This is a genomic window from Acinetobacter terrae, assembly GCF_013004375.1.
GTDB lineage: Bacteria > Pseudomonadota > Gammaproteobacteria > Pseudomonadales > Moraxellaceae > Acinetobacter > Acinetobacter terrae.
In genome coordinates this window covers 130,693-155,577 of sequence record NZ_JABERI010000025.1, presented here as the reverse complement: position 1 = coordinate 155,577, position 24,885 = coordinate 130,693, and the positions used below count along the sequence as shown (strand labels likewise).

The window sequence follows — 24,885 nt, the reverse complement described above, 5'->3', positions numbered from 1 at the left end:
TTGTTCTTATTTAATTTTCATTAAAACAATAGCTTACGAATTTTTTATTTCCTTGCTTTAGGTATTTTTAATTGTTATGAGCATTATTTATTTTAACTATGTATTTTAAAAACAATAACTTAGTATTATTTTTTTTATGAGAGTTATTATTGATTAAATAAATGGCGGTAATTCGAATTTTACATAAACAGCCTTTTAATTGCCGATAAATTGGACACAATTAGAGCAATTGCTTCAAAAAAGTATAGAAAATGTCAGAACCTTTAAAGCCACTGTCTCTTATTTATAATAAAAAGTCAGGATTTCATGCTGTGGATAAAGATGAGGTCTATGAACAACTTATAATGTGTTTAACGGCTTATGGTTATGAAATTCAGGCTTTTGAAATTGGTGCAGAAGCAAATTTTGTTAATTTAATGAAAAAAATTATTTTACGTCATCAACAGGCGAGTGAAGTAGGTGTTGTGGTTGCTGCGGGTGGTGATGGAACCTTAAATGCTGTCGCGGCACAGCTCATGGGAACGGATATACCCATGGGAATTTTTCCACTGGGAACCTTTAATTATGTGGCGCGATTACTCAATATCCCTCTGGATCTATTAAAGGCGGCTGAAACCATTGCTAAAGGCAAGATCCGCGAAGTTCATGTTGCACAAATCAATGATCATATTTATTTAAATAATGCCAGTTTGGGTTTATATCCTTTATTTATTCAAAGACGTGAATTATACAACCGGCGTTTTGGTCGTTTTGCTTTAAATGCCTATACCTCGGGTTTGGATGTGCTGATTCGTGATCGTAAAGAACTGAAACTTGAAATAGAAGTCGATGGAAAAAAATATCCGGTGAAAACGCCACTGATTTTTTTCGGCAATAATCAGTTGCAACTGGCAGAGATGAATCTGCGTATTGCGGAATCTGCTGCAAACGGCAAGGTAGCAGGAATCGTCGTCGCCAAAAGTGATAAACGTACCTTGTTTAAAATGTTATGGCAATTGATGAGGGGGAACTTGGATCAAGCACCAGATGTGTATAGCTTTTCTGCGGATGAAGTCAAAATTTATTCAAAACGAAAAAAATTAACTGTGGCTTTAGATGGTGAAATTGTTGAAATGCAGCCGCCGCTTAAAATTTCAGTGCGTAAAAATGCATTAAAAATAATGGTTCCTCATGATTCTGCATCTGTCTGATTTACATTTTGGGACGGAAAAACCAGCCTGTATGGCTGCAATCCGTCTCTTTTGCCAAGAGCAACCTCTTGAAGCTGTCGTGGTGAGTGGCGATTTAACCCAGAGAGCGCGCTATACGCAGTTTTATGATTGCAAACAGTTTTTGGAAAGTTTGGATCTTCCCTATTTGGTGGTGCCCGGCAATCACGATATTCCGCTGTATCATCTATGGAACCGCATCTTTAGTCCATTTACCCGCTATAAGTTATTCTTTGGCCACATGGAAAATACTTTAGAAACTGCACATTTTTATATGATTGGGGTGAACAGTATTCGAAGACGTTATCACACCCGCGGACATATCTCTTTGCAACAAATCCAGCAGATTGACCAGTCATTAATGATCGCACCTACAGATAAAATCAAACTGATCGTGGCGCATCAGCCTTTTTATACGCCACCGAATGATCCGCATGGGGTAAAAGACTGTCCCATGTTGGGACGTATGGCTTTAGAGTCCTGGAGCCAAAGCGGTTTAAATGGCTTATTGCATGGACATCTGCATCAATCGGCGGTGTATGACTTAAATAATATTTATCGTTTAGGTGCAGCACATCCTGTACTGGATATTCATGCAGGTACGGCGACTTCTTACCGCTTACATCGTGGCTTACCAAATAGTTTCAATGTCATTCAGGCAAATGCCGACGTGCAGCATTATTATTTTGATGAACAACAAAAAGAATTTGTATTAGATGAACAAAATGCTGAATAAATAAAGAAACGGTGAGGGTTGATTAAAAAAAATACAAAAACAGCACTTTTTTTTCGTTTGCCCCTTGAAGCGTTTTTTTCCATCCCCACAAAAGTGACATCGAAATTATTTTTGATGATGACCGATGGAATAACAAAGTCATCATTACTTCACTAATAAAAGACTTAGTCTGATGGAGTTTCCAATGAGCAATATTCGTCCATTACATGATCGCGTAGTTATTCGTCGTGTTGAAGAAGAAACTAAAACTGCTGGCGGTATTTTACTTCCAGGTTCTGCTGCTGAAAAACCGGCTCAAGGTGAAGTCATTGCAGTAGGTAATGGTCAGGTTACTGACAATGGCGTACGTGCTTTAGACGTTAAAGTAGGCGATAAAGTTTTGTTCGGTACTTACGCAGGTACAACTGTAAAAGTACAAGGCGAAGAACTTCTTATCATGAAAGAGTCTGACATTTTAGCCGTTTTAGAAGACTAATTCAGACCTTTTCAGTTAATCAAATTTTTTGAAAATTAAAATATTTGGAGTAAAGCATGTCAGCTAAAGAAGTAAAATTTGGTGATTCAGCTCGCAGCAAAATGATTGCAGGCGTAAACGTACTTGCAGATGCGGTAAAAGTAACTTTAGGCCCTAAAGGTCGTAACGTGGTGATTGACCGTTCTTTCGGTTCACCACACATCACTAAAGATGGTGTAACGGTTGCTAAAGAAATTTATCTAAAAGATAAATTCGAAAACATGGGCGCGCAACTGGTTCGTGAAGTATCTTCAAAAACCAATGACATCGCAGGTGACGGTACAACAACTGCAACTGTACTTGCTCAAGCAATTTTGAACGAAGGGATCAAATCAGTTACTGCGGGTATGAACCCAATGGATTTGAAACGCGGTATCGACCTTGCAGTTCGCGCTGTAGTTGAAAATATTAAAGCAACGGCTAAACCTGCTTCTGATACTAAAGCGATTGAACAAGTTGGTTCGATCTCTGCTAACTCTGACACCACTGTGGGTAAACTTATTGCGCAAGCAATGGAACGCGTGGGTAAAGAAGGCGTAATCACTGTTGAAGAAGGTTCAGGCTTCGAAGATTCGCTTGACGTTGTTGAAGGTATGCAGTTTGATCGTGGTTATATCAGCCCGTACTTTGCAAACAAACAAGACACTTTAACTGCTGAACTTGAAAACCCGTTCATTCTTCTTGTTGATAAGAAAATTGGCAACATTCGTGAATTGATCAGTGTATTAGAAGCGGTTGCTAAAACAGGTAAACCACTGCTTATCATCGCTGAAGATGTTGAAGGCGAAGCGTTGGCTACTCTTGTAGTAAACAACATGCGCGGTATTATCAAAGTATGTGCGGTTAAAGCACCTGGTTTTGGTGACCGTCGTAAAGCTATGCTACAAGATATCGCAATCTTGACTGGCGGTACTGTAATTTCTGAAGAAATTGGCATGTCACTTGAGCAAACAACTTTAGAACATTTAGGTACAGCGCATAAAGTAACTGTTTCTAAAGAAAATACTGTTCTTGTTGATGGTGCAGGTGATGCGGCTCAAATCGCAGATCGCGTTCAACAAATTCGTGCTCAAATTGAAGAATCTACGTCTGAATACGATAAAGAAAAACTTCAAGAACGTGTTGCTAAATTAGCAGGCGGTGTTGCAGTGATTAAAATCGGTGCTGCAACTGAAATTGAAATGAAAGAGAAAAAAGACCGTGTTGACGATGCACTTCACGCGACTCGCGCTGCAGTTGAAGAAGGTGTTGTTGCAGGTGGTGGTGTTGCGCTAGTACGTGCAGCTAAAGCACTTGATGGTATTGTTGGTGCAAACGATGATCAAAATGTAGGTATCAATATTTTACGTCGTGCGATTGAAGCACCACTTCGTCAAATCGTTGCAAACGCAGGTGATGAACCATCTGTAGTGATCAACGCTGTTAAAAATGGCGAAGGTAACTTCGGTTATAACGCTGCGACTGGCGAATATGGCGACATGCTTGAAATGGGTATCCTTGACCCTGCAAAAGTAACGCGTTCTGCACTTGAGCATGCTGCTTCTGTTGCTGCATTGATGCTTACAACAGAATGCATGATCACTGATCTCCCAGAAGATAAACCTGCTATGCCTGATATGGGCGGCATGGGCGGTATGGGCGGTATGATGTAATTCATACTGATCATCCCGATCTAAAAAAATCCCCGCTTTATGCGGGGATTTTTTTATCAATATTCAAATTACTTGATGTTGATATAAGCAGGTTGATGTGATTCAGCATAGATAAACGATACAAGCTCATGTTGGGTTTTATGAGGCTTAATAGGTGAGATTGGATTATTTTCAATCGTAGAAATATGTTCGTTATTCTTCGCATCCACTAAAACAATATCGCTGTCGCGTAATTTAAGCGGTCGATCTGAATTATTATTAATTTCAAAAAAATACGTCAATTTTGTACTTTCAATGCCATTCGATTCTATTTTTTCTGATTTAAATAAATCTGCCTGAATATCTACGTATTTGAGTGCATTATTCACTTCAATATTTTGCACTTGTGGAATTTGGTATTTTTCAAAATCTTTGAATTGGTTTTTATTTTGATCAAGGGGTTCTATTGAATGATCATGCAAAGAAAAATAACGATTTTGCTTGGTTTTATTGTCCATTAATTGCAATAAATTTGAATTTTGCTCATCGAAAGTGAATGTACCCGAAGACTCTTTTTGTTTAATCTTTTGCTTAAAGAAACTAATTTCCTTTAGGGTATAAGTCTTGTTTTGATGAAGTCGGAGTGAAATGAGTTTCTTTTCACAAGCATCACAGGGAATAAATGCTTTGTAATGGCCAACCCAATCGGGAATTTGAGCCTGTATCGGTTTTGAAGGCTGCTCAGGGAGATTAACTTTTTCATTCAGGGATGATGTACTTGTATTATCGCAGCCACTTGAAAGTAACATGGCAAAAAAACTAAGTGTAATCATCGTTTGTTTCATAATGATCATTTAATTAGAAAGATATTTTTCTAACCATAAGCATAACTGGATGATCTCGCTAGTATTAAGCCATTAAATAAATGATTTATTTGTAGCAAATCGTGACGAGTATACAAAAAGGAGGGGTTAAAAAAGCCATATTTCAGGCTTTTTATGCAGGGGAGTAAAGGAGCTAAACTAATTAAGATCTTTTTGTAATTTATAATTAAGCTTTGAATCAATAGCTTTTCCTGTGTTCATATCGCGCGCTTCTACAAAATTTTCACCTACAAAAAATTTACGATTTTCACCTGCTTTATCTAAGCGAATGATGGAAGGATTATCGGGATCGAAGCTAAAAGTACCTTTCACTTTAAACTCATTGCCTTTTCCTTTACCCAAATATTCTTCCGTTAATTCATAAGTTTTATCTGCTTTTAAATCAAGTTCTGTTTCAATGCCTTGACAATCAGCGCAGGGGAAAACACCTTTATATTCACCCGCCCAATCCAGTGAAGTTTCTGCAGTATCACCCATCGGGGTTGCAGGTTGAGTATTGTTAGGCTGTATAGATTGAGTTTGAGTCACCGTGTTTTCAGGTGCTTGATTACTTTCATGCGTATCGGTATTCGGTTTGCTGCAGGCAGCTAAAGCGATTGTGCTAAGGGATAGGATTAATATTGTTTTTTTCACGAATTAGTTCCTTTTATATGACAACGCAACTTTTAAAACTACATAGAAAAGGATGTTTATTAAAGAGTTATATTGTTCGTGCTTTGTTATTGCTTGCCTTGGTTTTGAAGAAAGATATTGATGTTTTTGTTTAACTTTTGCTGTGTAAATTTGATTCTTCTTTAAAAATAGAATGATTTCTACGAGGTATAAAGGTTGAAAAATAAATACCTATTTCATTTAAATTCTAAGTTATACATTTATATATTAATTGATTATTAATTGTTCGAATCAAGCTATCTTATTTCAGTGACCTTGTTAAAATCTGCGCACTTTATTAGGTTGCGGTGTTTTTGTGTTCGAAAAGTTAGCTGAACAAAGTTTAAAAATGATGGGCTGGGAAATTGATAATCATTGGCCACTTGATTTGGATCAGTGCGTGATGATTGCTGCACCACATACCAGTAATTGGGATGCTTTATATGCCCGTTTAGCGCTGAAAGCTTTAGGGGTGAATGTTCGTTTAACCATTAAAGACAGTTATATGAAGTTTCCATTTGGGCCATTTGTACGTGCTTTGGGTGGCATTGGTATTGACCGTACACCAAAAGCAGAAGGGGAGCCGCGCCCAAGTATGGTTCAGGTCATGACCGATTTATTCAAAGACCATCCAAAGTTAGTGATGTTGGTGACACCTGAAGCCACACGTGCAAAACAAGAACAATGGAAAACCGGGTTTTATCATGTGGCAACGGGTGCAGGTGTTCCTATTGCTTTGGCTTATATGGATTATGCCAAGAAAAAAACCGGTGTAGGAAAAATTGTATATCCTACAGGGGATTATGAAAAAGATATGGCTGAAATTATGGATTTCTATTCACAAATCAACGCTAAATTCCCAGAAAACTTTAGCGTTGATCAGCGTTATTACACTGAAGCATAGTTTTTAAGAAGCGTAGTTTTTAAAAGGCAGGGAGATTTATCCCTGTCTTGCTTTAAAATATGAGCTAGATTTAGAAATGACAAAAACCTTGCCTCGAGGTTTCGGCATTCGCCAGTCAGCATGTGATTGAGCACTTTTTAGTGACGATCAAATCCGTAGGGCATTAACTTAACCAAATCAAATAAGTTTATTTATTTGTTTGGTGCTGGACTGATTCCACCTAAATGCTGACAGGCTTCCTGATAAATCAGATATTGATCCTTAATTACATCAGTTAAGGGAACATCAAATAACTCTTCACCCTCTTTATAACTTTGCACATAAGATTCTGCTTTTTGCCGGCTAGAAGCCAGTGATTGTTCGTGAAATGAGGTAATGGAACTATGCGTCATTTGTGCACTTTCAATTTTATTGCATTGAAAGTATGCAAGCATTTTTTCGGCATGTTTGACATCGCGAGATGAGCCTAAAGTACAGCCTGTTAGCAGAATAATCCCTGCTAACAAAATCAAGGTTTTCATTTTTAGAAAAACTAGTGAAGGGGATAAGTTATTGTATAAAGTTTTCTCTAACATTCATGGAATGTAGAATATCAATTGCATGTTTTTTGATTAAATGAGGTTTATCTCACTTTTTGGACTATCTTTCAGGGGGAGATTATTCCAACTCTCGGCATCTGATTTTTTAAATGAGTTTTAAATATTTTCATCATCGACAAATTTACAGCAGGGTGCTGAAAATTAAAAAGCCACCAGATGCAAATAACAGACTTAATACGGTATGTTTAAATTGTCGCTCTGAAATTTTATAAAATAATTTTGCTCCCAATATTGCAGGAAAACTGACACTGACCAGCAAGATGGCCATATAAGGCAGCAGTTGTATTTTGAGTGTACCTTGGAGCAAATAGGCAACTAAGGTGAACACCTGAATACCAAAATTAAAATGCCGCAAAATATAGCGTTGTTCTTGTTTGGATAAGTTTTTCAGCATGACCCAAGCAGAAGGCAGTGAACCACAAAATCCGCCTAAACCACCTAGTATTCCTCCCATAAATCCCACCAAACTATCCGCAAATTTGCCTGATTGTTGCAGTCGAGGAAATTGCGGATTGAAGAACATGATCGGACACCACAACACTAAAAATAAGCCTAGAATCAATTTAAAGGTTTCTGGCTGAATAATATGCAGTAAATACGTGCCTAAAGGTACACCAATCAATCCTGCAATTAAATAGGGGAAAACCAGTGATTTATTGAGATGAGGATGCTTTTGCTCATTGGATAAGGAAATGATGTGGCTCCATACCGAGGCAAACACGACCAAAGGTGCAGCAATTTGCGGAGATAGTACCCACACCCAGAAAGACATGGCAATTAAGGCGAAAGCAAAACCTGTGAGTCCCTGTACAAAACCTGCGACCATTGCACCAAGAATAAATAATAGCCAAGTCATAGGGGTAAGGTCATAAGGAAAGGCAGCAGTATTCTAAAGATCAGTGAAAAAACCAAGCTTATATTTATCTGTATTTCTGCAAATCTAAGTAGAACTTTGAATAAAAGGATTTAATAAGATACGTATTGGATATTTTGACTATGAATAAAAAATAAATAAATCACTACAAGAGAGTAACAATGACTCCGTTCACTCTCCATTAAATCCTTTAATACTGGCATGGTGCAGTAAAGAGGTGATGGACATGATGAAAAAAGTGATATTACTTTCTGTATTGGCAGTGTCATTAACTGGCTGTGTTGTTGATCCTTGGGATGACGATTATCGTGGTCATCGAGATCGCAACGGACATTATGATCGACAACATGGTGACCGAGATTGGAACAACAAAGACTGGCATCATGACAGAAGTGATCGTGGTCGACACTACAATCGCTAACAGGTTTATAACCTGACCTTAAATTGGCAGACGACATTTGAAAAAAAGGATTCCATTTGGGAATCCTTTTTTATTTTTAATTAAGTTGCATTTTTTTGATACAGCCCTGCGCGAACGGTTCCTGCTTTGGTCTGTTTAATCTGTTGCCATGAAGATGGAAGTTTGAGCTGATTTAAGTCACGATCGGCTTCAACATAGATAAAAGCCTTGTCCTTAATTAAAGGATCGGCAAGTTGAGCCAGTTCTTCCCATAAATCCAAGCTGTAAGGTGGATCTAAAAACACTAGATCAAATTGTTCTTTGAGCGTCGGCAAGACTTGTTGAGCTGTGGCGACTTTTAATTTTGCATGTTGACTGGTCACTTTAAGCAACTGCAAATTATCAGTTAAAAATGCAGCTTGAGTTCGATTCGGTTCAATCATCACCACTTGTGACGCGCCACGTGACAAAGCCTCAAAACTTAAGGCACCCGAACCAGTACACAGATCTAAGACATTCGAATTTTGAATGTCCCACATCAACCAGTTGAACAAAGTTTCACGCACACGATCCGGTGTAGGGCGTAAACCATCAATACTGGCAAAAGCAAGTTGGCGGCGTTTCCATTCACCACCAATAATGCGGAGTTGATTTTTCATAGATCAGTCATTCTCTACTGGTTGTGAGCTTGTTGATGGTGCTGTACCTGGTACAGTTTGAGTTGCAGGCTGTGCTGATTGAGGTGGATTGGTCGCGTTAGCATCAGCTGTCACTGGAGTGATACCACTTGGCAATTCACCCGGTTTAATGCCTGCAGTCATTAAGCCGCCACTAATTTGATGATCGGCTGGACGGATTGGGTCTTTTTTACGTTTGAGCAGCCAATAATCAAACATAGGACGAGCCAATTGTGCTGCTGAACCACCGTGTTTACCATTTTCCCAAACTACTGCAACGGCAATTTCAGGATTTTCAGCAGGAGCAAAACCGACAAATAAACCGTGGTCAAGTTGACGCTCGGTTAATAATGCTTCGTTATACTTTTTACCTTGAGCAATACTTTTAACCTGCGCTGTACCTGTTTTTCCTGCAATTTGATACATTGGGGTACGAATACCGCGACCAGTACCCGTTTGAATCACATCCACCATGGCATCGCGCATTTTGATCCAGTCTTCAGGCTGACCGTTAAACTGAATTTTTCCATCGGGTGCATTATGCACTTTATAAGGCTTGGCACCGTGACTTTCACGCAATACGTGGGGAGTAATATGCGAGCCTTGATTTGCCGTAATCGCGGTGGCCATCGCCAGTTGTAAGGGCGTTGCAGTAAAGGCACCTTGGCCAATACTCACCGAAATGGTTTCACCTTTCATCCATTTGCTTTTACGGGTGCGCATTTTCCAGTCCGGATTTGGATATAAACCGGTACTTTCACTCGGTAAATCCACGCCAGTTTTTTCACTGAAACCAAATTGGCGCATCCAGGCATTCATTTTCTCAATGCCCATACGGTAAGACAGGACATAAAAGTAAGTATCACAAGATACCACTTGGGCTTTATGCATATTTACAGCACCATGGCCGGATTTTTTATGGTCACGGAAACGGTGGCTGTCACCCGGCAAGGTGAAATAGCCAGGGTCAGAGATAGCAGTCGCCCAGTCGACATAACCATAATGAATGCCACCTAAACCAAACATCGGTTTAATGGTTGAGCCCGGAGGATAAGCCCCCTGAACTGCACGGTTGTAAAGCGGTTGGTCAAGATTGTCCCGTAGCGCACTATAGTCGGTATTGCTAATCCCGGTCACAAACAGATTCGGATTGAAACTTGGACTTGAAACCAGCGCTAAAATTTCCCCGGTTTTGGGATTCAGTGCAACAATTGCACCACGGCGTCCAGCAAGCTGTTCTGTCGCAATAACTTGTAAGCCATAGTCAATCGACAGGTATAAGTCATTGCCTCGAACAGGATCTTTACGGCCTAAATTACGCAGCACATTACCGTGTGCATCGGCTTCAACAGATTCATTGCCGGGTACACCGTGTAAAAGGTCTTCATAGGATTTTTCAACCCCAATTTTCCCAATGAGGTTGGTGCCTGCATATAAATCTTTATCAATCGATTTTAATTCTTTGTCATTAATTCGACCGACATAACCAATGACATGCGCAAACAATTCACCATGTGGGTAATAGCGGGTCATTTGAGTTTCTATATTGACCCCAGGGAACTGAAACTTCACTTCACTAAATTTGGCGATATCGGTTTCAGTTAAATTTAATTTAAGTGCAACGCGTTCGGTTTTTTTTGAGGTTTTAATTCGGCTGCTAAAGCGGTCTATATCTTCTTCAGTTAACGCTAAAATTGGGATTAAACGTTTAACCGTATCATCAATATCTTTAACATCAGCACGTGAAATGGTCGCTGAAAACACCGGATAATTGTCTGCAAGTAAAACGCCATTACGGTCATAGATATAACCACGTGCAGGCGCTAAGGGTTGCAGTCGAATTCGGTTCTGATCTGAGGCAGTTGAAAACTCATCGTAATTTGCAATTTGCAAATATGCATAACGGGTAACCAGTAATAAAAGAAAGAATACAACAATCCCGACCGATATAAACACTCGATTGCGATAAATGCGCTTTTCTTGTTGGACATTTTTTAAAGGAAAGTGCTGCTTCATACGCGATCGACTTACATACAGGAGAGTGGGAAAAACCGGTGTGGTATTCTAACGCATGTCATCATTTTTTGATATTTGTTCAGGCGAAACGTTGGGTTTGTTTCGCTTAAACTTTGACTTTACAGACATTAAAATTGTAGAGTGCAGTATATAAGAGTTCTGATAATTCTGCTAAAGTCAAAATTGAAAAAAAGGACTGTATTAAAAAATAAAATTAGGGACAACGATGAAAATAATCACAAAGGCGTATTCTTTGCTGGCATTTTTTGCGCTAGCAAATGTAGCTCATGCACAAGACAATCCATATTTACCTGAAGCGAAATTAACACCCGAAAGTGCAAAAACATGGAATGTAGGAGCCGGTTTTACCCACAAATTAGTGCATGTGAATGCCGAATGGGTTAATCCTTATGGAATCGCCTATGCAAAAGCTGGGGTGTTTCTTAATGATGATAATAATCCAGGGGCGCAGTTGGGCTTTCGTTATCCTTACCATCTCACTGGTAAGGATAAAAATGGTTATTATGTCGGGGTTTATGCTGGGCATATTGAAAGTAAACGCGTAGACAATGAATATGAAGAAAGATTGGGTGCAGGTGTAGATCTGGCCTATGTTTTGCTAAGCAATGAACGGATTAGTAGTTTTAGTATCGGTATTGGTGCTGGTGAAGAGTTAAAAGATAGAAATGGCAATGTTGTGGTTGAAATAGAGCCGAGAATACAATTCTCCTATACTCTAAGTATCGGTTTATAGTGAAAATGTTCAGTTTTATACGATTTAGTATTTGGTGATTAAAAATTAAAATGGATATTATGCATGCTTGAGTACGTCAACGAATTGTGGCAAACCTTCTTGAAACGCCCAGATTTCTGGGCAGTACTTAGCATTATTCCTGTAACTGCTTTTGTCACTTGGGCACATGTGTGGATGGCGCTTAAAATGGTCTTTTATCCCATTACATTTTGGGGATTCCATTTAGGTTCATTACCGGTTGGTTGGCAGGGCATTGTGCCACGTAAAGCCGGCCGTATTTCAGGGATTATTACCGATAACACGCTATCAAAATTGGGGTCATTGCACGAATTCCTGGATGCGATGGATCCTGAGGATATGGCGCGCATTATTGGTGAACAGGTTGGTTTTGAACTTGAACATATCATTGATGAGATGATGATTGAACGGAATGCGGTGCTTTGGGAAAACTTGCCTTATTCGATCAAGCGCCGTATTTATGCTCAGGCACAGAAACAGTTGCCAGGAATCTTAAGAGAACTTGTGACCGAACTGACCATGAACGTCGAGTCACTTGTGGATATGCGTGAAATGGTGGTTCGCCAAATGGAAGGTGATCGCCGTTTAATGGTCAATATGTTTCTCAAGGTTGGTCAGAAAGAAATCAATTTTATTTGGCATATTAGTGCATTAATCGGGATGTTCTTTGGTGTATTCCAAATGATTGTCTGGTTTGTTGTACCCTGGCACTGGACTGTACCATTTTGGGCTGCGATTTGGGGCTTTCTGACCAACTGGATTGCGATCTGGATGGTGTTTAATCCGCTTGAACCGCATTATGTTCGTTATCCGCAATTCTTTGAATTAACTAAAAATCGTAAGTTTCCTTGGGTAAAACCTGTGATTCCACGTATTGGCACCTACAATATTCAGGGCGCGTTTATGAAACGCCAGGAAGAAGTGTCAGAAGTTTTTGCTCGAGTAGTCACAGAAGACTTAATTACGTTAAAATCGATCATGACCGAGATGATGTATGGCGGGAAGAAAAACAAAACTCGCCGTATCGTTAAACGCCATATTAATGAAATTATGGAAACACCCCTGGTTAGAACGTCTTTACAGCTCTCATTAGGGCCAAAAGAGTACGCAAAACTCAAGACGGACTTGATCGATCGCTCGATTGAAATTACGATGGTGCCTGTATGCGACCCTGCTTTTAATGCGAGCCGTGCACAGAAAATCTATCAAATGTTTAGAGACCGTATTCTAGAGCTGACCCCAAGAGAGTTTCAGAATTTATTACGTCCTGCTTTTCAGGAAGATGAATGGATTTTGATTCTCCTCGGTGGTGTAACTGGATTTATAGCGGGTACAATCCATTTGTTTGTGGCTTTCTTATAATTAGATGCTGGACTGCATGTTGAATCAACAGATTCGATATGAACAAGGCGTCATATACATTGTTAAATGAGGATGTTTTTTTATGCGCATTATATTACTCGGACCACCTGGAGCAGGTAAAGGTACACAGGCTCAGTTGATCTGTAAGCGCTACAATGTCCCACAAATTTCAACCGGTGATATGCTCCGTGCTGCAATTCGTGAAGGAACAGAATTAGGTCTTAAAGCTAAAAGCGTGATGGAAAGCGGTGGTCTCGTATCTGACGAGCTCATCATCGGTCTTGTTAAAGAACGTATTGCTCAACCTGATTGTGTAAACGGTTGCATTTTTGATGGTTTCCCACGCACAATTCCTCAAGCAGAAGCTTTAGAGAGTGAAGGCATTAATATCGATCACGTAATCGAAATTGATGTGCCTGATGAAGAAATTGTTCAACGTCTTTCAGGTCGTCGTCAGCACGCAGCTTCTGGCCGTGTTTATCATGTTGTTTACAATCCACCTAAAGTGGAAGGTAAAGATGACGAAACTGGCGAAGATTTAGTTCAGCGTCCAGATGACCAGGAAGAAACGATTCGTAAACGTTTGGGTTCATATCATACTGAAACTGAACAATTGGTCGGTTTCTATCAAGGTCGTGCAGCTTCTGGCGAAAATGCACCGACTTATAACAAATTGAATGGTCTTCGTCCGATTGAAGAAGTTCAAACCGATTTGTTCGCGATTTTAGATCAATCAAAATAATTCACCTGCCCTAGTGCGGTGAATGTTTTGACATTAAAAGAGTCCTAAGTCATATTAGGGCTCTTTTAATTTGTACGCTATTTTGAGGATGATCCCTTGCTAAAAATTGGCTTAATTGTATTGATGATTTTTTTGGGTATTGGGGTATTGGCTTTAATGGTTCAAAGTTTCAAATTCTTGCGTCGCGTGGAAAAACAAGAAGCGGCAGAAAAGAAAAATAGCCAACCTGAGCGTCAGCTACATCCTAAATTGCAACAGAAAAATAAAGATAAACACTGAATTTAGATTTTATCTTCAATCATTTTCACCGGAATACTTTTTGCTGCGCCAAATTCAAAACGGTCTGGCCACTGACAGACATCCGAGACCACGCATTCATGACATTTCGGCTTACGGGCAATACAACAATAACGACCATGTAAAATCAGCCAGTGGTGCGAGTCAATGATAAATTCTTTAGGAATGACTTTAACCAGTCGATGTTCAACCTCTAACACATTTTTTCCAACCGCCAGACCAGTTCGGTTACCTACGCGGAAAATATGGGTATCAACCGCCATAGTCGGATGACCAAAGGCGGTATTCAGCACCACATTCGCTGTTTTACGCCCAACACCGGGTAGTGCTTCCAGATCGGCACGGTTGTTTGGTACGACGCTGTTATGCTTCTCTATTAGTATTTTACAAGCCTTGATGACATTTTCGGCTTTAGCATTATATAGGCCAATGGTTTTAATATATTCCTTCAGGCCATCCACGCCGAGTGCATAAATGGCTTCAGGTGTATTGGCAACAGGAAACAATTTGTCCGTGGCTTTATTGACGCTGACATCGGTTGCTTGCGCAGAAAGGGTAACGGCAACTAAAAGTTCAAAAGGACTAGAGTAATTAAGTTCGGTTTTTGGGTGGGGCCTTTGCTTACGCAATCGCTCAAAAAATACCTGAATTTGTTTTTTAGTCATATTCTTTACAGGCATTCTTTATGCTCCTTGCAAAGCATTGAGTTGTTGATTGAGTTCATCTAGTTGCAGACGTTTTTTTGCATCATCACGAACACTGAGTTGTTTTTCTAATTTCTTGATTTGTGTACGAATTTTTGCAAGTTCGATGGTAGATTTGGCATCTAAATGGACTGCTGGTTTAGCTTCAGTTTGGGTAATCACAATATCTGGGACACTGTCATTTTGTGCTGAAAATTGAGCAAATAATGCAGTATCAATATTGTCACGTACCACCGGGCCTTTACGGTTTACGCGTCGTTTTTCCTCACGTTGAATATGTGAGTAATAGCGATTTCGCAAATCATTTTGTTCCGCAATCCGCATGGTTTCATCGGGTACTGGGTGATGATCTGCAATCAAATCAATACAGTCGACAGGGCAAGGTGGAATACAAAGTTCGCAGCCTGTACAGAGGTCAGTCAAAATGGTGTGCATGAGTTTACCCGAGCCGATAATGGCATCCACAGGGCAGGCACTAATACATTTGGTACAACCAATACATTCATCTTCACGAATAATGGCTTTCATGCGTTGCGGACGACCATCACTTTGAATCGGCCAAACACTTTCCTCGGCTTTCAGTTGCGCACGACCGAGTAAATTAGCTAGGGCATCAGCAACAGGTTGACCGCCTGGGACACATTTATTGGCTTCTTCACCCTCAATGATTGCTTTTGCATACGGTAAACATCCATCCCGATGACCACATAAGCCACATTGGGTTTGAGGAAGGAGGGCATCAATATTTTGGATGAGAGCAAGTTGCGAATTCATGTATAAACCACGACTGCTGAAGAAATAGCAGCATACCGAAAGAAGATTAAAACGAGTTGGATGATTTTAGCATGATTTCAGCCTTTAATCTTATGCGCGAAAATGGCGCCATAAGCGCATTATTATCGAGCGAAAAGATAACAAAAACAGTAAGACAGCACCGCTTTAGTGGTAAGATAAAAAATGGTTATAATTAAAATAAATATATGTTATTAAATATTATTTAAGTTTTTTTAAAAAAAAGTATTGTGCTATTGTTACAAAAGCTATTTAATATTTTGCGCCAAAAATTATCATTTTTTGAAAATTTGACCAATTTTGATCCATCTTTCTGCTGAGGATTAAGTGTTGAAATATAACAGCCTTAACGACTTCCTAGATTACGTTAAATCACGTGATGCACATCAACCTGAATTTCTACAAGCTGTAGAAGAAGTAATGACTAGCCTTTGGCCGTTCATTGAAAAGAACCCAGAGTATGCTGATCATGGTCTACTTGAACGCTTGGTTGAGCCAGAACGTGCGATTCAATTCCGTGTTTCTTGGGTTGATGACAAAGGTCAAACACATGTTAACCGTGCATTCCGTGTACAATATAATTCAGCAATCGGTCCATTCAAGGGGGGGATGCGTTTCCACCCATCTGTGAACCTATCAATTCTTAAATTCTTAGGTTTTGAACAAACCTTTAAAAATGCTTTGACTACACTCCCGATGGGTGGTGGTAAAGGTGGTTCAGATTTCGACCCTAAAGGTAAGTCTGAAGGTGAAATCATGCGTTTCTGCCAGGCATTGATGATCGAGCTTTATCGTTACTTAGGTTCAAATACTGACATTCCTGCCGGTGATATCGGTGTGGGCGGTCGTGAAGTTGGCTACATGGCCGGCATGATGAAGAAATTGAGTAATGACACTGCTTGCGTATTCACAGGTAAAGGTCTGACTTTCGGTGGTTCATTGGCTCGTCCAGAAGCAACAGGTTACGGTACAGTTTATTTCGCTGAGGAAATGCTGAAAACTCGTGGCGACTGCTTCAAAGATAAAGTGGTAACGATTTCAGGTTCTGGTAACGTTGCACAATATGCTGCTGAAAAAGCAATGTATTTGGGTGCGAAAGTGGTTTCACTTTCTGACTCTGCGGGCACTGTATACGTTAAAGATGGTTTCACTGACGAATTACTTGCAGAAGTGATGGAACTTAAAAACGTTAAACGTGGTCGTATTTCAGAATTCGCGTCTAAACACGGTTTTGAGTATCTTGAAGGCAAGCGTCCTTGGTCAATCAAATGTGATATCGCGCTTCCATGTGCAACTCAAAACGAGTTGGATGCTGATGATGCAGCTCAATTGATTGCAAACGGCGTGATCTCTGTTGCTGAAGGTGCAAACATGCCATCTACTTTAGAGGCTGTTGAAAAATTCATCGAAGCAAAAATTCTTTATGCGCCAGGTAAAGCATCGAATGCTGGTGGTGTTGCAACTTCTGGCCTTGAAATGTCTCAAAACGCGATTCGTTTGGGTTGGACTTTCGAAGAAGTTGACGAACGTCTACATGCAATCATGAAAGAAATTCACCGTAACTGCGTTAAATACGGTACTAAAGAAGATGGTTCTGTAAACTATGTTGATGGTGCAAACATTGCTGGCTTCGTAAAAGTTGCCGATGCGATGTTGGCTCAAGGCGTATTCTAAGAATATATTGTCTTGAATATGAAAAAAACCGATGCTTAGGCATCGGTTTTTTTATATCTGAAATAAGCAGAATTATTTTACAGTTGCACGTTCTACGGTCATATCATGCACATACGCATATTTAGACTGATCGGCTGCAGGATTTTTAATTTCATAACGCTTCACGCGAATCACTTGGCGCTCCGCAGGATTATGCTCAAAACCTTCAATCTGGTCGTAAAATAAAGTCCAGTCTTTATCGACCTGGGTTTTTACGCCACTGTCATTGTATTTGAGTTCACGGACTTGTAGACAGGTTTGCGGGGCTACGCCGGTACAGGGTTTAGTTTCAGGTGAAATTTCCAGAAAAATGATTTCAGCCTGAGCGTTATATTTTGTTTCAGGTGTCATTTTTCCAGTAAAAACGTATTTTTGACCTGTCGCGGAAATGACCGTTAAAGTTGGATTTTGCGGATCTTTTAAATCTAAAACGAAAGGTGCTTTGCGGTTACTAAACAAATCTGATGCTACGCTTTCCTGTTGCATGGATGCTGCTGGACAAGCCATTTGGGTGGCCATTAAATGCCCCGTTACAATCTGATTATTTTCCACTTTCCAGCTGCTTCCCATGCCATTACAGCTGGTGGAAATACCAAGACGACCTTTGTCATCAAAATTTAGTATGAGAGGCTTAGGTGCACTCCCTGTAGTGGTGCTCCATTGATAAGAAGCCAAGGTCTTATCTGCATTTTGTTGTTGCAGTACTGACACGGCAACATCTCCAACTTTTTGAATATCACCAGATTGACAAGCTGCGAGCGTGAGAGGGAAAAGGGCAATCGCTAAAAATTTAAGTTTCATGTTAAAAGTACTTGGTTTTGAAGAATTTTTATGAGGATATCGTATTGTTATTCAAAAAATATGGATACATTCTGATGAGTTAAGTATCAAAATGTATCCATAACTAAATTTTTGTTGTTTATTAATAAAAATTTATGAATTAATCAAAACGATAGATATCCATACCGAGTGAACCCATACTGAAACTACTATGCACAATGCTAAATCGATGACCTGTTCCCATTGCAAAAAAGAGTGGTGCAAAGTGTTCTAAGGTCGGATGATTGCGTTGCACATAGGGAATAGTTTGCCAATCCAGTACTGCCTCATAATCGTCATGGTTCAGTTTGTTGACCACATAATTACGGAAAGTCGATGCCCATTCGGGTACATCGGCCGGTTCACCCCGCCAAGCCAACTCAGCCAAGTTATGGGTAATGCTACCCGAACCAATAATCAACACCTGTTTTTCACGAAGTGGAGCCAGTGTTTGACCAATTTTATAAATATCTTCAGCAGACATGTTCATTGGCAATGAAATTTCAACCACTGGGATATCTGCCTCAGGATACATATGCAGCAATGGCATCCATACCCCATGATCACGAGGGCGGGTGCTATTGGCATGCGCAGCCAAGCCTGCATCTGCTAATAGATGTAAAATTTCTTCAGCGAGTTCTGGCTGACCTGGCGCAGGGTAGCGCATTTCATAAAGTTCAGCGGGAAAGCCACGAAAGTCATGCCAGGTTTCAGGACGTACACTGCTACTGACTTCTAGCGCATTACTTTCCCAGTGTGCCGACATCACAATAATCGCTTCTGGTTTAGGTAAGTTTAAACTCAAGCGCTCTAAAGCCGGCCCAACTTGCTCTGGATTAAGCGCAAGCATGGGTGATCCATGTGAAATAAATAAACCGGGTAAAGTTTGTAAATTCATGACGATGCGCCTAATTCAAATAATATCGACTGGGGTTGTGATGGTTATAATGCCAAAAACAAGATATGGAATAAATAGAGTTTATTTCAACATGTTGTTGCATAAATGCAACGATGAGAAAATGAGCTATATGATTTTCTCATCAAGACAAAAAGTTAACAATTACGCTATTTCAGCTTTCTAAAAAACTAAAATGAATCATTCCATCTGTTGATTTAACCTGCACGATGGTAAGGATGATTATTGTTAATACTCATTGCACGGTATAGCTGCTCGATCAGCATCACTCGAACCATCGGGTGTGGCAAGGTCAGCTTGGACAGTGACCAGTGCCATGCAGCGGCTTTACGCACCGCTTCAGAGTGACCGTCTGGACCACCAATCGCTAAAACCACATCATTGCCTTCAAGCATCCATCCTTTCATAGTTTCAGCCAGCTTTTCAGTACTGAACTCTTTGCCACCGACTTCAAGTGCAATCAGGGTTTCATTGTGCTTCAGTGCATTCAGAATGCTGTCACCTTCAATCTGGCGATATTTTAAAATATCTGCTTCCGAATCATTTTTCCCGCGTTTTGCCATGGGTAATTCAATAATCTGAGTTTGCACAAAAGGTTGAATACGTTTGAAGTAATCTTCAAAACCAGTGAGTACCCAGGCTGGCATTTTTTGACCGATGGTAATAATACGGATTTTCATAAGATTCGATGATTTGAAAGTCATCTTTATTATAAACACTAAAACTGGTTTTACTTATTTTGAGCAACAAATTGAAATTGAAAAGTCGTGCGAGATGCTGCTTTAATCTTCAACAAGGGATTAAACACAAATAATAAAAGAGGAATAGATAATTAAATGAGATTGAAAAATGATCTAAATTTAAGCTTATGGTTGAGCACTTTTCTTGGCACTCTTTTTTTTACGACTTCGACATGGGCATTGCCTAGCGTAACACCAGCCAGTACCGATAATTTAAAGGTCTATATGGAGCAAATTATAGGCGAGCAGGGACATCGTCATTATAAAAATACAGCAGAATTACAACGCGTTTCTGCATGGATTAAAGAACAAATGCGTTTGTTTGGTGTTCCATGCCAGTATCAAAATTATTCGGTGAATGGTTTGGGTTATCGAAATGTCGTGTGCACGTTAACGGCCGGTCATGCTGACAAAGTGATTGTCGGTGCGCATTATGATGTGTTTGGGGAGCAACAGGGCGCAGATGACAATGCTTCCGGTGTTGCAGGGGTGATTGAAACGGCACGTATTTTGGCGCAGCAAAAATCGCAGCTCGCAAATAATGTCGAATTTGTATTTTATACCTTGCAAGAACCGCCATTTTTTAAAACCGAGCAGATGGGAAGTTATGTTCATGCCAAATCAGTACAGGCACAAAAGGATCAAATTCAAGGTGTCTATATTTTAGAGATGATTGGCTACTATGATGAAAATCTTGTACAGCAATATCCGGTGGGTTTGAAGTGGGTTTATCCAAGGCATGGTAATTTTATTGCGGCAGTGAGTAATCTACAGTCTTATGAGTTGGGGACGAATTACTGTGAATCGATGCAGACACTTAATCGTTTAGAGTGTCAGAGAGTGGCTGCACCGTCTTTTGTATCAGCAATGGAATTTTCTGATCATGTGAATTATTGGAAATTCGGGATTCCCGCAATGATGATTACCGATACCGCTTCTTTTCGAAACAAGCATTACCACACTCATGGTGATAGTTTGAAAACACTGAATATTGGAAAAATGGCCAATGTGGTAGACGGGCTGGCTTATAGTTTAATGGTTCAATCTGAACAATAAAAAACGCAGCCCCTGAATGGATACTGGGACTGCGATCAAAAGGTCATCCACCTGGAGATGTAGATGACCATTCACATAACTTGTGGAGATGTAGATGACCATTCACATAACTTGTTAATCAGAAACTTACAGCGCATCTGTGTCTCTATAATAATAAATGAGGGTCGGATGTACATTTTTCAAGCGTATGCTTTATTAATATAGTAAAACTTTTCATCATAAAAAAAGAGAGCCGAAGCTCTCTTTTTTGTATCTAAATACGATTAATGACGTGCAGCTTTGCTTTCTTCAACCGGTTTTACAATCGGATTTTTTGGCAAAGGTTTCGGTGTTTCGATTAAGGCAAATGGCAAGATCTCATCGATACTTTTCACTGCTTTAATTTCAAGACCTGCTTTCACGTTATCTGGAATTTCCACCAAGTCACGGACGTTTTCTTGAGGGATAAACACCATTTTAATGCCACCGCGATGTGCAGCTAAAAGTTTCTCTTTTAAGCCACCAATACGCATTGCACGACCACTCAGGTTGGTTTCACCCGTCATGGCGATATCAGCGCGAACTGGAATGCCAGTGAAGGCAGAAATCAATGCAGTGGTTAATGCCAAACCTGCAGATGGACCATCTTTCGGGGTTGCACCTTCAGGTAAATGCACATGGACATCGGTTTCTTCAAATCTTGAAGCCTCAATACCGAGTGCATCTGCACGGGTACGAACCACAGTCATTGCAGCGGTAATGGATTCTTTCATGACATCACCGAGTGAACCGGTGGTAATGAATTTACCTTTACCTTTTACGGCTGCAACTTCAATGGAAAGCAATTCACCACCGACTGATGTCCACGCCAAGCCATTTACACGACCCACTTGAGCTTCTTCCTCTGCCATACCGAAGTCGAACTTGTGTACGCCCAGGTAATCAGACAGGTTTTCAGCAGTCACATCGATATGCAAGTTCTTGGCTTTTTTGCTTACAGCTTCTTTCACGACTTTACGCGCAATTTTTGACACTTCACGTTCAAGGCTACGTACACCCGCTTCACGAGTATAGCGACGCACGATGTCACGAATCGCTTCTTCATGAATGGTCAATTCTTTAGCACGTAAACCGTTGTCCTTAATGGCTTTCGGAACCAGGTAACGTTCAGCAATATTGACTTTTTCCTCTTCGGTATAACCCGGTAGACGAATCACTTCCATACGGTCAAGCAAAGCTTCAGGAATATTCATGCTATTTGCAGTACAGATGAACATCACTTCAGAAAGGTCAAGATCAAGATCTAAATAGTGATCGTTAAACTTGCTGTTTTGTGATGGATCAAGCACTTCAAGCAAGGCAGAAGCAGGGTCGCCACGGTAGTCTTGTGCCATCTTGTCAATTTCGTCGAGCAAGAACAGAGGGTTCTTTACGCCTACTTTTGTCAAAGACTGTACAATTTTACCTGGCATCGCACCGATATAGGTACGACGGTGACCCCGGATTTCCGCTTCGTCACGCACGCCACCTAAAGCCATACGCACAAATTCACGACCTGTGGCTTTGGCAATCGATTCACCCAGTGAAGTTTTACCTACCCCTGGAGGACCAACCAGGCAAAGAATTGGACCTTTAAGTTTTTTAACGCGTGATTGAACAGCCAGGTATTCAACAATACGTTGTTTAACTTCATCTAGACCATAGTGGTCAGCATCCAAGATCTCTTGTGCTTTGTTCAGGTTAATGCTGACTTTGCTGGCTTTATTCCAAGGCGTATCTAAAATCGCTTCGATATAATTGCGCACCACAGCAGCTTCACTTGAAGCAGGTTGCATTGCTTTTAACTTACGGAATTCAGATTCCGCTTTTTTACGCACGTGTTCAGGTAAATCAGCTTCTTCAAGACGACGTTCAATTTCAGCAACATCATCTTCAGCACCGCCGTTCATGTCGGAAAGTTCACGCTGAATTACCTTCATTTTTTCATTCAGGAAATATTCGCGCTGGTTTTTCTCCATTTGGCGTTTTACCGAGTCATGCAAGGTTTGTTCAATCTGTTGTTCTTCAGACTGTTGTAACAAATAAGTCATGAGCTCAGTCAAATGTGCTTCAAAGTCATCGTGTTCCAGGAACTTTTGTTTTACATCGATGTTCAACGGGACACGAGTGGCCACGAAGAACAACAGTTGCAATAAATCATCGATTTTATTTGCAGCAGTAATCAATTCACGTGCATTACGTAATTTTGCTTCTGCATATTGTGCAAATAAAGCGCGCAGTTCTTGCACACGTGTTTCTTGAGATGCAGCTTCAACATTAACTGTCATCGGGCTAATCGCATGTTCGGCTGATAAATATTCATCGTTGTCGATGATTTTTACCAGTTTAGAACGCTGCAAACCCTCAATGAGTACTTTTATACAGTTTTCATCATTTTCATGATTCACAACTTGTACGATCTTCGCGACAGTACCGTATTGATATAAGTTGTCGTGATCAATTTCTTCTGTAAGAGAATCTTGTTGTGCAACTACAAATACGAGATTGTCACTGTTACGAGCCACGTCAACTGCTTTGATCGATTTTTCACGACCTACAAATAACGCAATTTGCATGTGAGGATAAACCACCACATCTCGTAGCGCTAAAAGCGGTAATACGCTTGGAACCTGTGTAGCTAAGGTTTCTTGATTCATAATAATTTCAGACATGGGCACTCCTAATGAGTAACAACGGTGTTGCCATATTTTTATAGTGAAGTGTATTTCAAAAATTACAAGGGTAGGGGCAATGAAAATGTATAAAAAATGAGTAAATGTGTGATTTTAAAGTGTTCCTAGTGGTCAAAAATACCAGTTTAGCGTTTGAAATGTAAATATTTTGAGGGTGTAATTAAAGCATCCAGCGGTTGATCCCAGGTTTCCCGGGTTAAGCGTTGTTGAATGAGCTGAAAGTCATGGGCAATCCCTAAACGAAAAGGGGTTTTTCCTGCACTGGCCAAGGTTCTGTCGTAGAAGCCGCCACCCATGCCTATACGTGTGCCATAAATGTCACATGCGAGTAAAGGGATGATTAACAGGTCGAGTTTAGATACATGTAAGCCACGACCAGCCACCGGTTCTTTCATGCCAAGGGGATGATATGAAAATCGATTGTTTCGGTATTGTTGTTGTGTGATTTTGACCCAGTGCAATTGCTTATTCATAGTGCAAATCATCGGCAGATAAACATCTTTATGCTGTTTAAAACAATATTCAATGATTTGTCTGGTCTGAATTTCACCAAAGGCATGCAGATAAACGCCAATTTTTTTTGCATGCTGAAAAGATTTTAGACGGATGAGTTGCTGGAGTATTTTTTGTTGAGATTGTTTTTGTTTAAAGCTGGAAACGGCTCTACGTTGATGGCGAAGTTGTTTACGTAAAATTTTTAAATCCGCTGACATTACTTATTTGTTCCCAAAAAATACAAAAATATTCATCGAAAATAGAGTTTACCTGTTTTTGAGTTCTTTCAAAATCGGACAACCGCTTTCATTTGTGGTTTTGCATTCATCCACCCAACTGCTTAAACGGGTCTTTAGCGCTTGTAATTCCTGAATTCTTTGATCGATTTTTTCTAATCGTTGTTCAATGACATGCCGAACTTGTTCCCGATCATTCAGTTGAAGTTGCAGTAATTCCTGTATTTCACTGAGTTGTAGTCCTGCATCTTTACCTTTTTGAATAAAGCTTAAAGTTTCAATGTCTTTGTCATTGTAATAACGATAACTCTGCATGGTTTCAGGCACCCGCATTAAACCGATGCGTTGATAATAGCGAATGGTTTCGACATTTACATGACACTGTTTGGCAAGTTTTCCTATGGTGAGCATAAAACATCCTCAATATGACTTGACT

Annotated in this window: 26 protein-coding genes; 12 read left to right on the top strand and 14 right to left on the bottom strand. The window is 40.1% G+C overall.

Annotation, left to right across the window (positions count from 1 at the left end; translation table 11 throughout):
- The first annotated feature begins 251 nt into the window (after positions 1-251).
- The 4 genes from HLH14_RS11100 to groL all read left to right on the top strand — a co-directional run bounded on the left by HLH14_RS11100 (position 252) and on the right by groL (position 4,110).
- The gene (locus tag HLH14_RS11100; RefSeq protein WP_067724048.1) at positions 252-1,190 is read left to right on the top strand and encodes a diacylglycerol/lipid kinase family protein; all 939 of its coding nucleotides are present in this window, start codon (positions 252-254) and stop codon (positions 1,188-1,190) included.
- Positions 1,171-1,944 (top strand): metallophosphoesterase family protein, encoded by a 774-nt coding sequence (locus tag HLH14_RS11095; protein WP_067724049.1) that lies wholly within the window; start codon positions 1,171-1,173, stop codon positions 1,942-1,944. Before HLH14_RS11100 ends, HLH14_RS11095 begins: the two co-directional genes overlap by 20 nt.
- A gap of 184 nt (positions 1,945-2,128) precedes the next feature.
- Complete coding sequence (locus HLH14_RS11090) at positions 2,129-2,419, top strand: co-chaperone GroES (protein ID WP_067724050.1); 291 nt, start codon at positions 2,129-2,131, stop codon at positions 2,417-2,419.
- Between the two features lie 56 nt (positions 2,420-2,475).
- Positions 2,476-4,110 carry a chaperonin GroEL gene (groL, locus tag HLH14_RS11085; RefSeq protein WP_067724051.1) on the top strand — a complete coding sequence of 545 codons (1,635 nt, stop codon included), beginning with the start codon at positions 2,476-2,478 and terminating at the stop codon, positions 4,108-4,110.
- A gap of 68 nt (positions 4,111-4,178) precedes the next feature.
- Here groL and HLH14_RS11080 read toward each other — a convergent pair whose 3' ends face one another.
- On the bottom strand, positions 4,179-4,934 hold the full coding sequence (locus HLH14_RS11080) for a copper resistance protein NlpE N-terminal domain-containing protein (protein ID WP_067724052.1): 756 nt from the start codon (positions 4,932-4,934) through the stop codon (positions 4,179-4,181).
- 177 nt (positions 4,935-5,111) lie between these two features.
- Positions 5,112-5,606 (bottom strand): copper resistance protein NlpE, encoded by a 495-nt coding sequence (locus HLH14_RS11075; RefSeq protein ID WP_067724053.1) that lies wholly within the window; start codon positions 5,604-5,606, stop codon positions 5,112-5,114.
- Between the two features lie 334 nt (positions 5,607-5,940).
- Between HLH14_RS11075 and HLH14_RS11070 the strand changes: the two genes are divergently transcribed.
- Complete coding sequence (locus HLH14_RS11070) at positions 5,941-6,528, top strand: 1-acyl-sn-glycerol-3-phosphate acyltransferase (RefSeq protein WP_067724054.1); 588 nt, start codon at positions 5,941-5,943, stop codon at positions 6,526-6,528.
- Positions 6,529-6,719: 191 nt separating this feature from the next.
- On the opposite strand, the gene HLH14_RS11060 is transcribed toward HLH14_RS11070, so the two are convergent.
- Both HLH14_RS11060 and HLH14_RS11055 read right to left on the bottom strand, forming a co-directional pair.
- On the bottom strand, positions 6,720-7,049 hold the full coding sequence (locus HLH14_RS11060) for a hypothetical protein (protein WP_067724055.1): 330 nt from the start codon (positions 7,047-7,049) through the stop codon (positions 6,720-6,722).
- 199 nt (positions 7,050-7,248) lie between these two features.
- Positions 7,249-7,983, bottom strand: coding sequence for a sulfite exporter TauE/SafE family protein (locus HLH14_RS11055; protein WP_067724056.1), 735 nt, complete (start codon positions 7,981-7,983; stop codon positions 7,249-7,251).
- A gap of 244 nt (positions 7,984-8,227) precedes the next feature.
- Here HLH14_RS11055 and HLH14_RS11050 point away from each other — a divergent pair, with 244 nt between their 5' ends.
- Positions 8,228-8,422, top strand: coding sequence for a hypothetical protein (locus HLH14_RS11050; RefSeq protein ID WP_067724057.1), 195 nt, complete (start codon positions 8,228-8,230; stop codon positions 8,420-8,422).
- Positions 8,423-8,502: 80 nt separating this feature from the next.
- Here HLH14_RS11050 and rsmD read toward each other — a convergent pair whose 3' ends face one another.
- Positions 8,503-9,060 (bottom strand): 16S rRNA (guanine(966)-N(2))-methyltransferase RsmD, encoded by a 558-nt coding sequence (gene rsmD, locus HLH14_RS11045; RefSeq protein WP_067724058.1) that lies wholly within the window; start codon positions 9,058-9,060, stop codon positions 8,503-8,505.
- Between the two features lie 3 nt (positions 9,061-9,063).
- A complete protein-coding gene (mrdA, locus tag HLH14_RS11040) occupies positions 9,064-11,094 on the bottom strand; it encodes a penicillin-binding protein 2 (protein ID WP_067724059.1) in 2,031 nt (676 codons plus the stop codon).
- A gap of 235 nt (positions 11,095-11,329) precedes the next feature.
- Here mrdA and HLH14_RS11035 point away from each other — a divergent pair, with 235 nt between their 5' ends.
- The 4 genes from HLH14_RS11035 (at position 11,330) to HLH14_RS11020 (ending at position 14,249) form a co-directional block, all read left to right on the top strand.
- Complete coding sequence (locus HLH14_RS11035; protein WP_067724203.1) at positions 11,330-11,848, top strand: hypothetical protein; 519 nt, start codon at positions 11,330-11,332, stop codon at positions 11,846-11,848.
- A 63-nt stretch (positions 11,849-11,911) separates the two neighbouring features.
- Positions 11,912-13,228 carry a DUF445 domain-containing protein gene (locus tag HLH14_RS11030; RefSeq protein WP_067724060.1) on the top strand — a complete coding sequence of 439 codons (1,317 nt, stop codon included), beginning with the start codon at positions 11,912-11,914 and terminating at the stop codon, positions 13,226-13,228.
- A gap of 82 nt (positions 13,229-13,310) precedes the next feature.
- Positions 13,311-13,970: an adenylate kinase gene (gene adk / locus HLH14_RS11025; protein ID WP_067724061.1), complete on the top strand. Its 660-nt coding sequence runs from the start codon at positions 13,311-13,313 to the stop codon at positions 13,968-13,970.
- A gap of 96 nt (positions 13,971-14,066) precedes the next feature.
- Positions 14,067-14,249, top strand: a complete 183-nt coding sequence (locus HLH14_RS11020) for a hypothetical protein (RefSeq protein WP_067724062.1) — start codon at positions 14,067-14,069, stop codon at positions 14,247-14,249.
- Positions 14,250-14,251: 2 nt separating this feature from the next.
- Here the strand turns inward: HLH14_RS11020 and nth are convergent, their stop codons facing one another.
- Complete coding sequence (gene nth, locus HLH14_RS11015; RefSeq protein WP_067724063.1) at positions 14,252-14,947, bottom strand: endonuclease III; 696 nt, start codon at positions 14,945-14,947, stop codon at positions 14,252-14,254.
- 3 nt (positions 14,948-14,950) lie between these two features.
- Positions 14,951-15,745 carry an RnfABCDGE type electron transport complex subunit B gene (locus tag HLH14_RS11010; RefSeq protein WP_067724064.1) on the bottom strand — a complete coding sequence of 265 codons (795 nt, stop codon included), beginning with the start codon at positions 15,743-15,745 and terminating at the stop codon, positions 14,951-14,953.
- Positions 15,746-16,090: 345 nt separating this feature from the next.
- Here HLH14_RS11010 and gdhA point away from each other — a divergent pair, with 345 nt between their 5' ends.
- Positions 16,091-17,437 carry an NADP-specific glutamate dehydrogenase gene (gene gdhA, locus HLH14_RS11005; protein ID WP_228139729.1) on the top strand — a complete coding sequence of 449 codons (1,347 nt, stop codon included), beginning with the start codon at positions 16,091-16,093 and terminating at the stop codon, positions 17,435-17,437.
- A gap of 72 nt (positions 17,438-17,509) precedes the next feature.
- Here gdhA and HLH14_RS11000 read toward each other — a convergent pair whose 3' ends face one another.
- The 3 genes from HLH14_RS11000 to rlmH all read right to left on the bottom strand — a co-directional run bounded on the left by HLH14_RS11000 (position 17,510) and on the right by rlmH (position 19,891).
- The gene (locus HLH14_RS11000; protein ID WP_067724065.1) at positions 17,510-18,277 is read right to left on the bottom strand and encodes a DUF4377 domain-containing protein; all 768 of its coding nucleotides are present in this window, start codon (positions 18,275-18,277) and stop codon (positions 17,510-17,512) included.
- A gap of 139 nt (positions 18,278-18,416) precedes the next feature.
- The gene (locus HLH14_RS10995) at positions 18,417-19,193 is read right to left on the bottom strand and encodes a dioxygenase family protein (RefSeq protein WP_067724066.1); all 777 of its coding nucleotides are present in this window, start codon (positions 19,191-19,193) and stop codon (positions 18,417-18,419) included.
- Between the two features lie 215 nt (positions 19,194-19,408).
- Positions 19,409-19,891, bottom strand: a complete 483-nt coding sequence (gene rlmH / locus HLH14_RS10990) for a 23S rRNA (pseudouridine(1915)-N(3))-methyltransferase RlmH (protein ID WP_067724067.1) — start codon at positions 19,889-19,891, stop codon at positions 19,409-19,411.
- Between the two features lie 156 nt (positions 19,892-20,047).
- On the opposite strand from rlmH, the gene HLH14_RS10985 reads away from it, so the two are divergent.
- Positions 20,048-21,007, top strand: a complete 960-nt coding sequence (locus HLH14_RS10985; protein ID WP_067724068.1) for a M28 family peptidase — start codon at positions 20,048-20,050, stop codon at positions 21,005-21,007.
- A gap of 263 nt (positions 21,008-21,270) precedes the next feature.
- Here the strand turns inward: HLH14_RS10985 and lon are convergent, their stop codons facing one another.
- The 3 genes from lon to HLH14_RS10970 form a co-directional block, all read right to left on the bottom strand.
- Positions 21,271-23,697: an endopeptidase La gene (lon, locus tag HLH14_RS10980; protein ID WP_067724069.1), complete on the bottom strand. Its 2,427-nt coding sequence runs from the start codon at positions 23,695-23,697 to the stop codon at positions 21,271-21,273.
- A gap of 146 nt (positions 23,698-23,843) precedes the next feature.
- Positions 23,844-24,431 (bottom strand): 5-formyltetrahydrofolate cyclo-ligase, encoded by a 588-nt coding sequence (locus HLH14_RS10975; RefSeq protein WP_067724070.1) that lies wholly within the window; start codon positions 24,429-24,431, stop codon positions 23,844-23,846.
- A gap of 48 nt (positions 24,432-24,479) precedes the next feature.
- Positions 24,480-24,860, bottom strand: coding sequence for a MerR family transcriptional regulator (locus HLH14_RS10970; protein WP_067724071.1), 381 nt, complete (start codon positions 24,858-24,860; stop codon positions 24,480-24,482).
- Positions 24,861-24,885: the final 25 nt, after the last annotated feature.

Excerpts from the sequence above, each read along its gene's own strand:
- HLH14_RS11090 (WP_067724050.1), top strand. The coding sequence starts at position 2,129 with ATGAGCAATATTCGTCCATTACATGATCGCGTAGTTATTCGTCGTGTT.
- HLH14_RS11060 (WP_067724055.1), bottom strand. The coding sequence starts at position 7,049 with ATGAAAACCTTGATTTTGTTAGCAGGGATTATTCTGCTAACAGGCTGT.
- HLH14_RS10995 (WP_067724066.1), bottom strand. The coding sequence starts at position 19,193 with ATGAATTTACAAACTTTACCCGGTTTATTTATTTCACATGGATCACCC.
- groL (WP_067724051.1), top strand. The coding sequence starts at position 2,476 with ATGTCAGCTAAAGAAGTAAAATTTGGTGATTCAGCTCGCAGCAAAATG.
- rsmD (WP_067724058.1), bottom strand. The coding sequence starts at position 9,060 with ATGAAAAATCAACTCCGCATTATTGGTGGTGAATGGAAACGCCGCCAA.
- HLH14_RS11080 (WP_067724052.1), bottom strand. The coding sequence starts at position 4,934 with ATGAAACAAACGATGATTACACTTAGTTTTTTTGCCATGTTACTTTCA.
- HLH14_RS11095 (WP_067724049.1), top strand. The coding sequence starts at position 1,171 with ATGATTCTGCATCTGTCTGATTTACATTTTGGGACGGAAAAACCAGCC.
- HLH14_RS11010 (WP_067724064.1), bottom strand. The coding sequence starts at position 15,745 with ATGAATTCGCAACTTGCTCTCATCCAAAATATTGATGCCCTCCTTCCT.
- nth (WP_067724063.1), bottom strand. The coding sequence starts at position 14,947 with ATGCCTGTAAAGAATATGACTAAAAAACAAATTCAGGTATTTTTTGAG.
- HLH14_RS11055 (WP_067724056.1), bottom strand. The coding sequence starts at position 7,983 with ATGACTTGGCTATTATTTATTCTTGGTGCAATGGTCGCAGGTTTTGTA.
- HLH14_RS11100 (WP_067724048.1), top strand. The coding sequence starts at position 252 with ATGTCAGAACCTTTAAAGCCACTGTCTCTTATTTATAATAAAAAGTCA.
- HLH14_RS11050 (WP_067724057.1), top strand. The coding sequence starts at position 8,228 with ATGATGAAAAAAGTGATATTACTTTCTGTATTGGCAGTGTCATTAACT.
- HLH14_RS10975 (WP_067724070.1), bottom strand. The coding sequence starts at position 24,431 with ATGTCAGCGGATTTAAAAATTTTACGTAAACAACTTCGCCATCAACGT.
- rlmH (WP_067724067.1), bottom strand. The coding sequence starts at position 19,891 with ATGAAAATCCGTATTATTACCATCGGTCAAAAAATGCCAGCCTGGGTA.
- adk (WP_067724061.1), top strand. The coding sequence starts at position 13,311 with ATGCGCATTATATTACTCGGACCACCTGGAGCAGGTAAAGGTACACAG.
- lon (WP_067724069.1), bottom strand. The coding sequence starts at position 23,697 with ATGTCTGAAATTATTATGAATCAAGAAACCTTAGCTACACAGGTTCCA.
- HLH14_RS10970 (WP_067724071.1), bottom strand. The coding sequence starts at position 24,860 with ATGCTCACCATAGGAAAACTTGCCAAACAGTGTCATGTAAATGTCGAA.
- HLH14_RS11030 (WP_067724060.1), top strand. The coding sequence starts at position 11,912 with ATGCTTGAGTACGTCAACGAATTGTGGCAAACCTTCTTGAAACGCCCA.
- mrdA (WP_067724059.1), bottom strand. The coding sequence starts at position 11,094 with ATGAAGCAGCACTTTCCTTTAAAAAATGTCCAACAAGAAAAGCGCATT.
- HLH14_RS11000 (WP_067724065.1), bottom strand. The coding sequence starts at position 18,277 with ATGAAACTTAAATTTTTAGCGATTGCCCTTTTCCCTCTCACGCTCGCA.
- HLH14_RS10985 (WP_067724068.1), top strand. The coding sequence starts at position 20,048 with ATGAGATTGAAAAATGATCTAAATTTAAGCTTATGGTTGAGCACTTTT.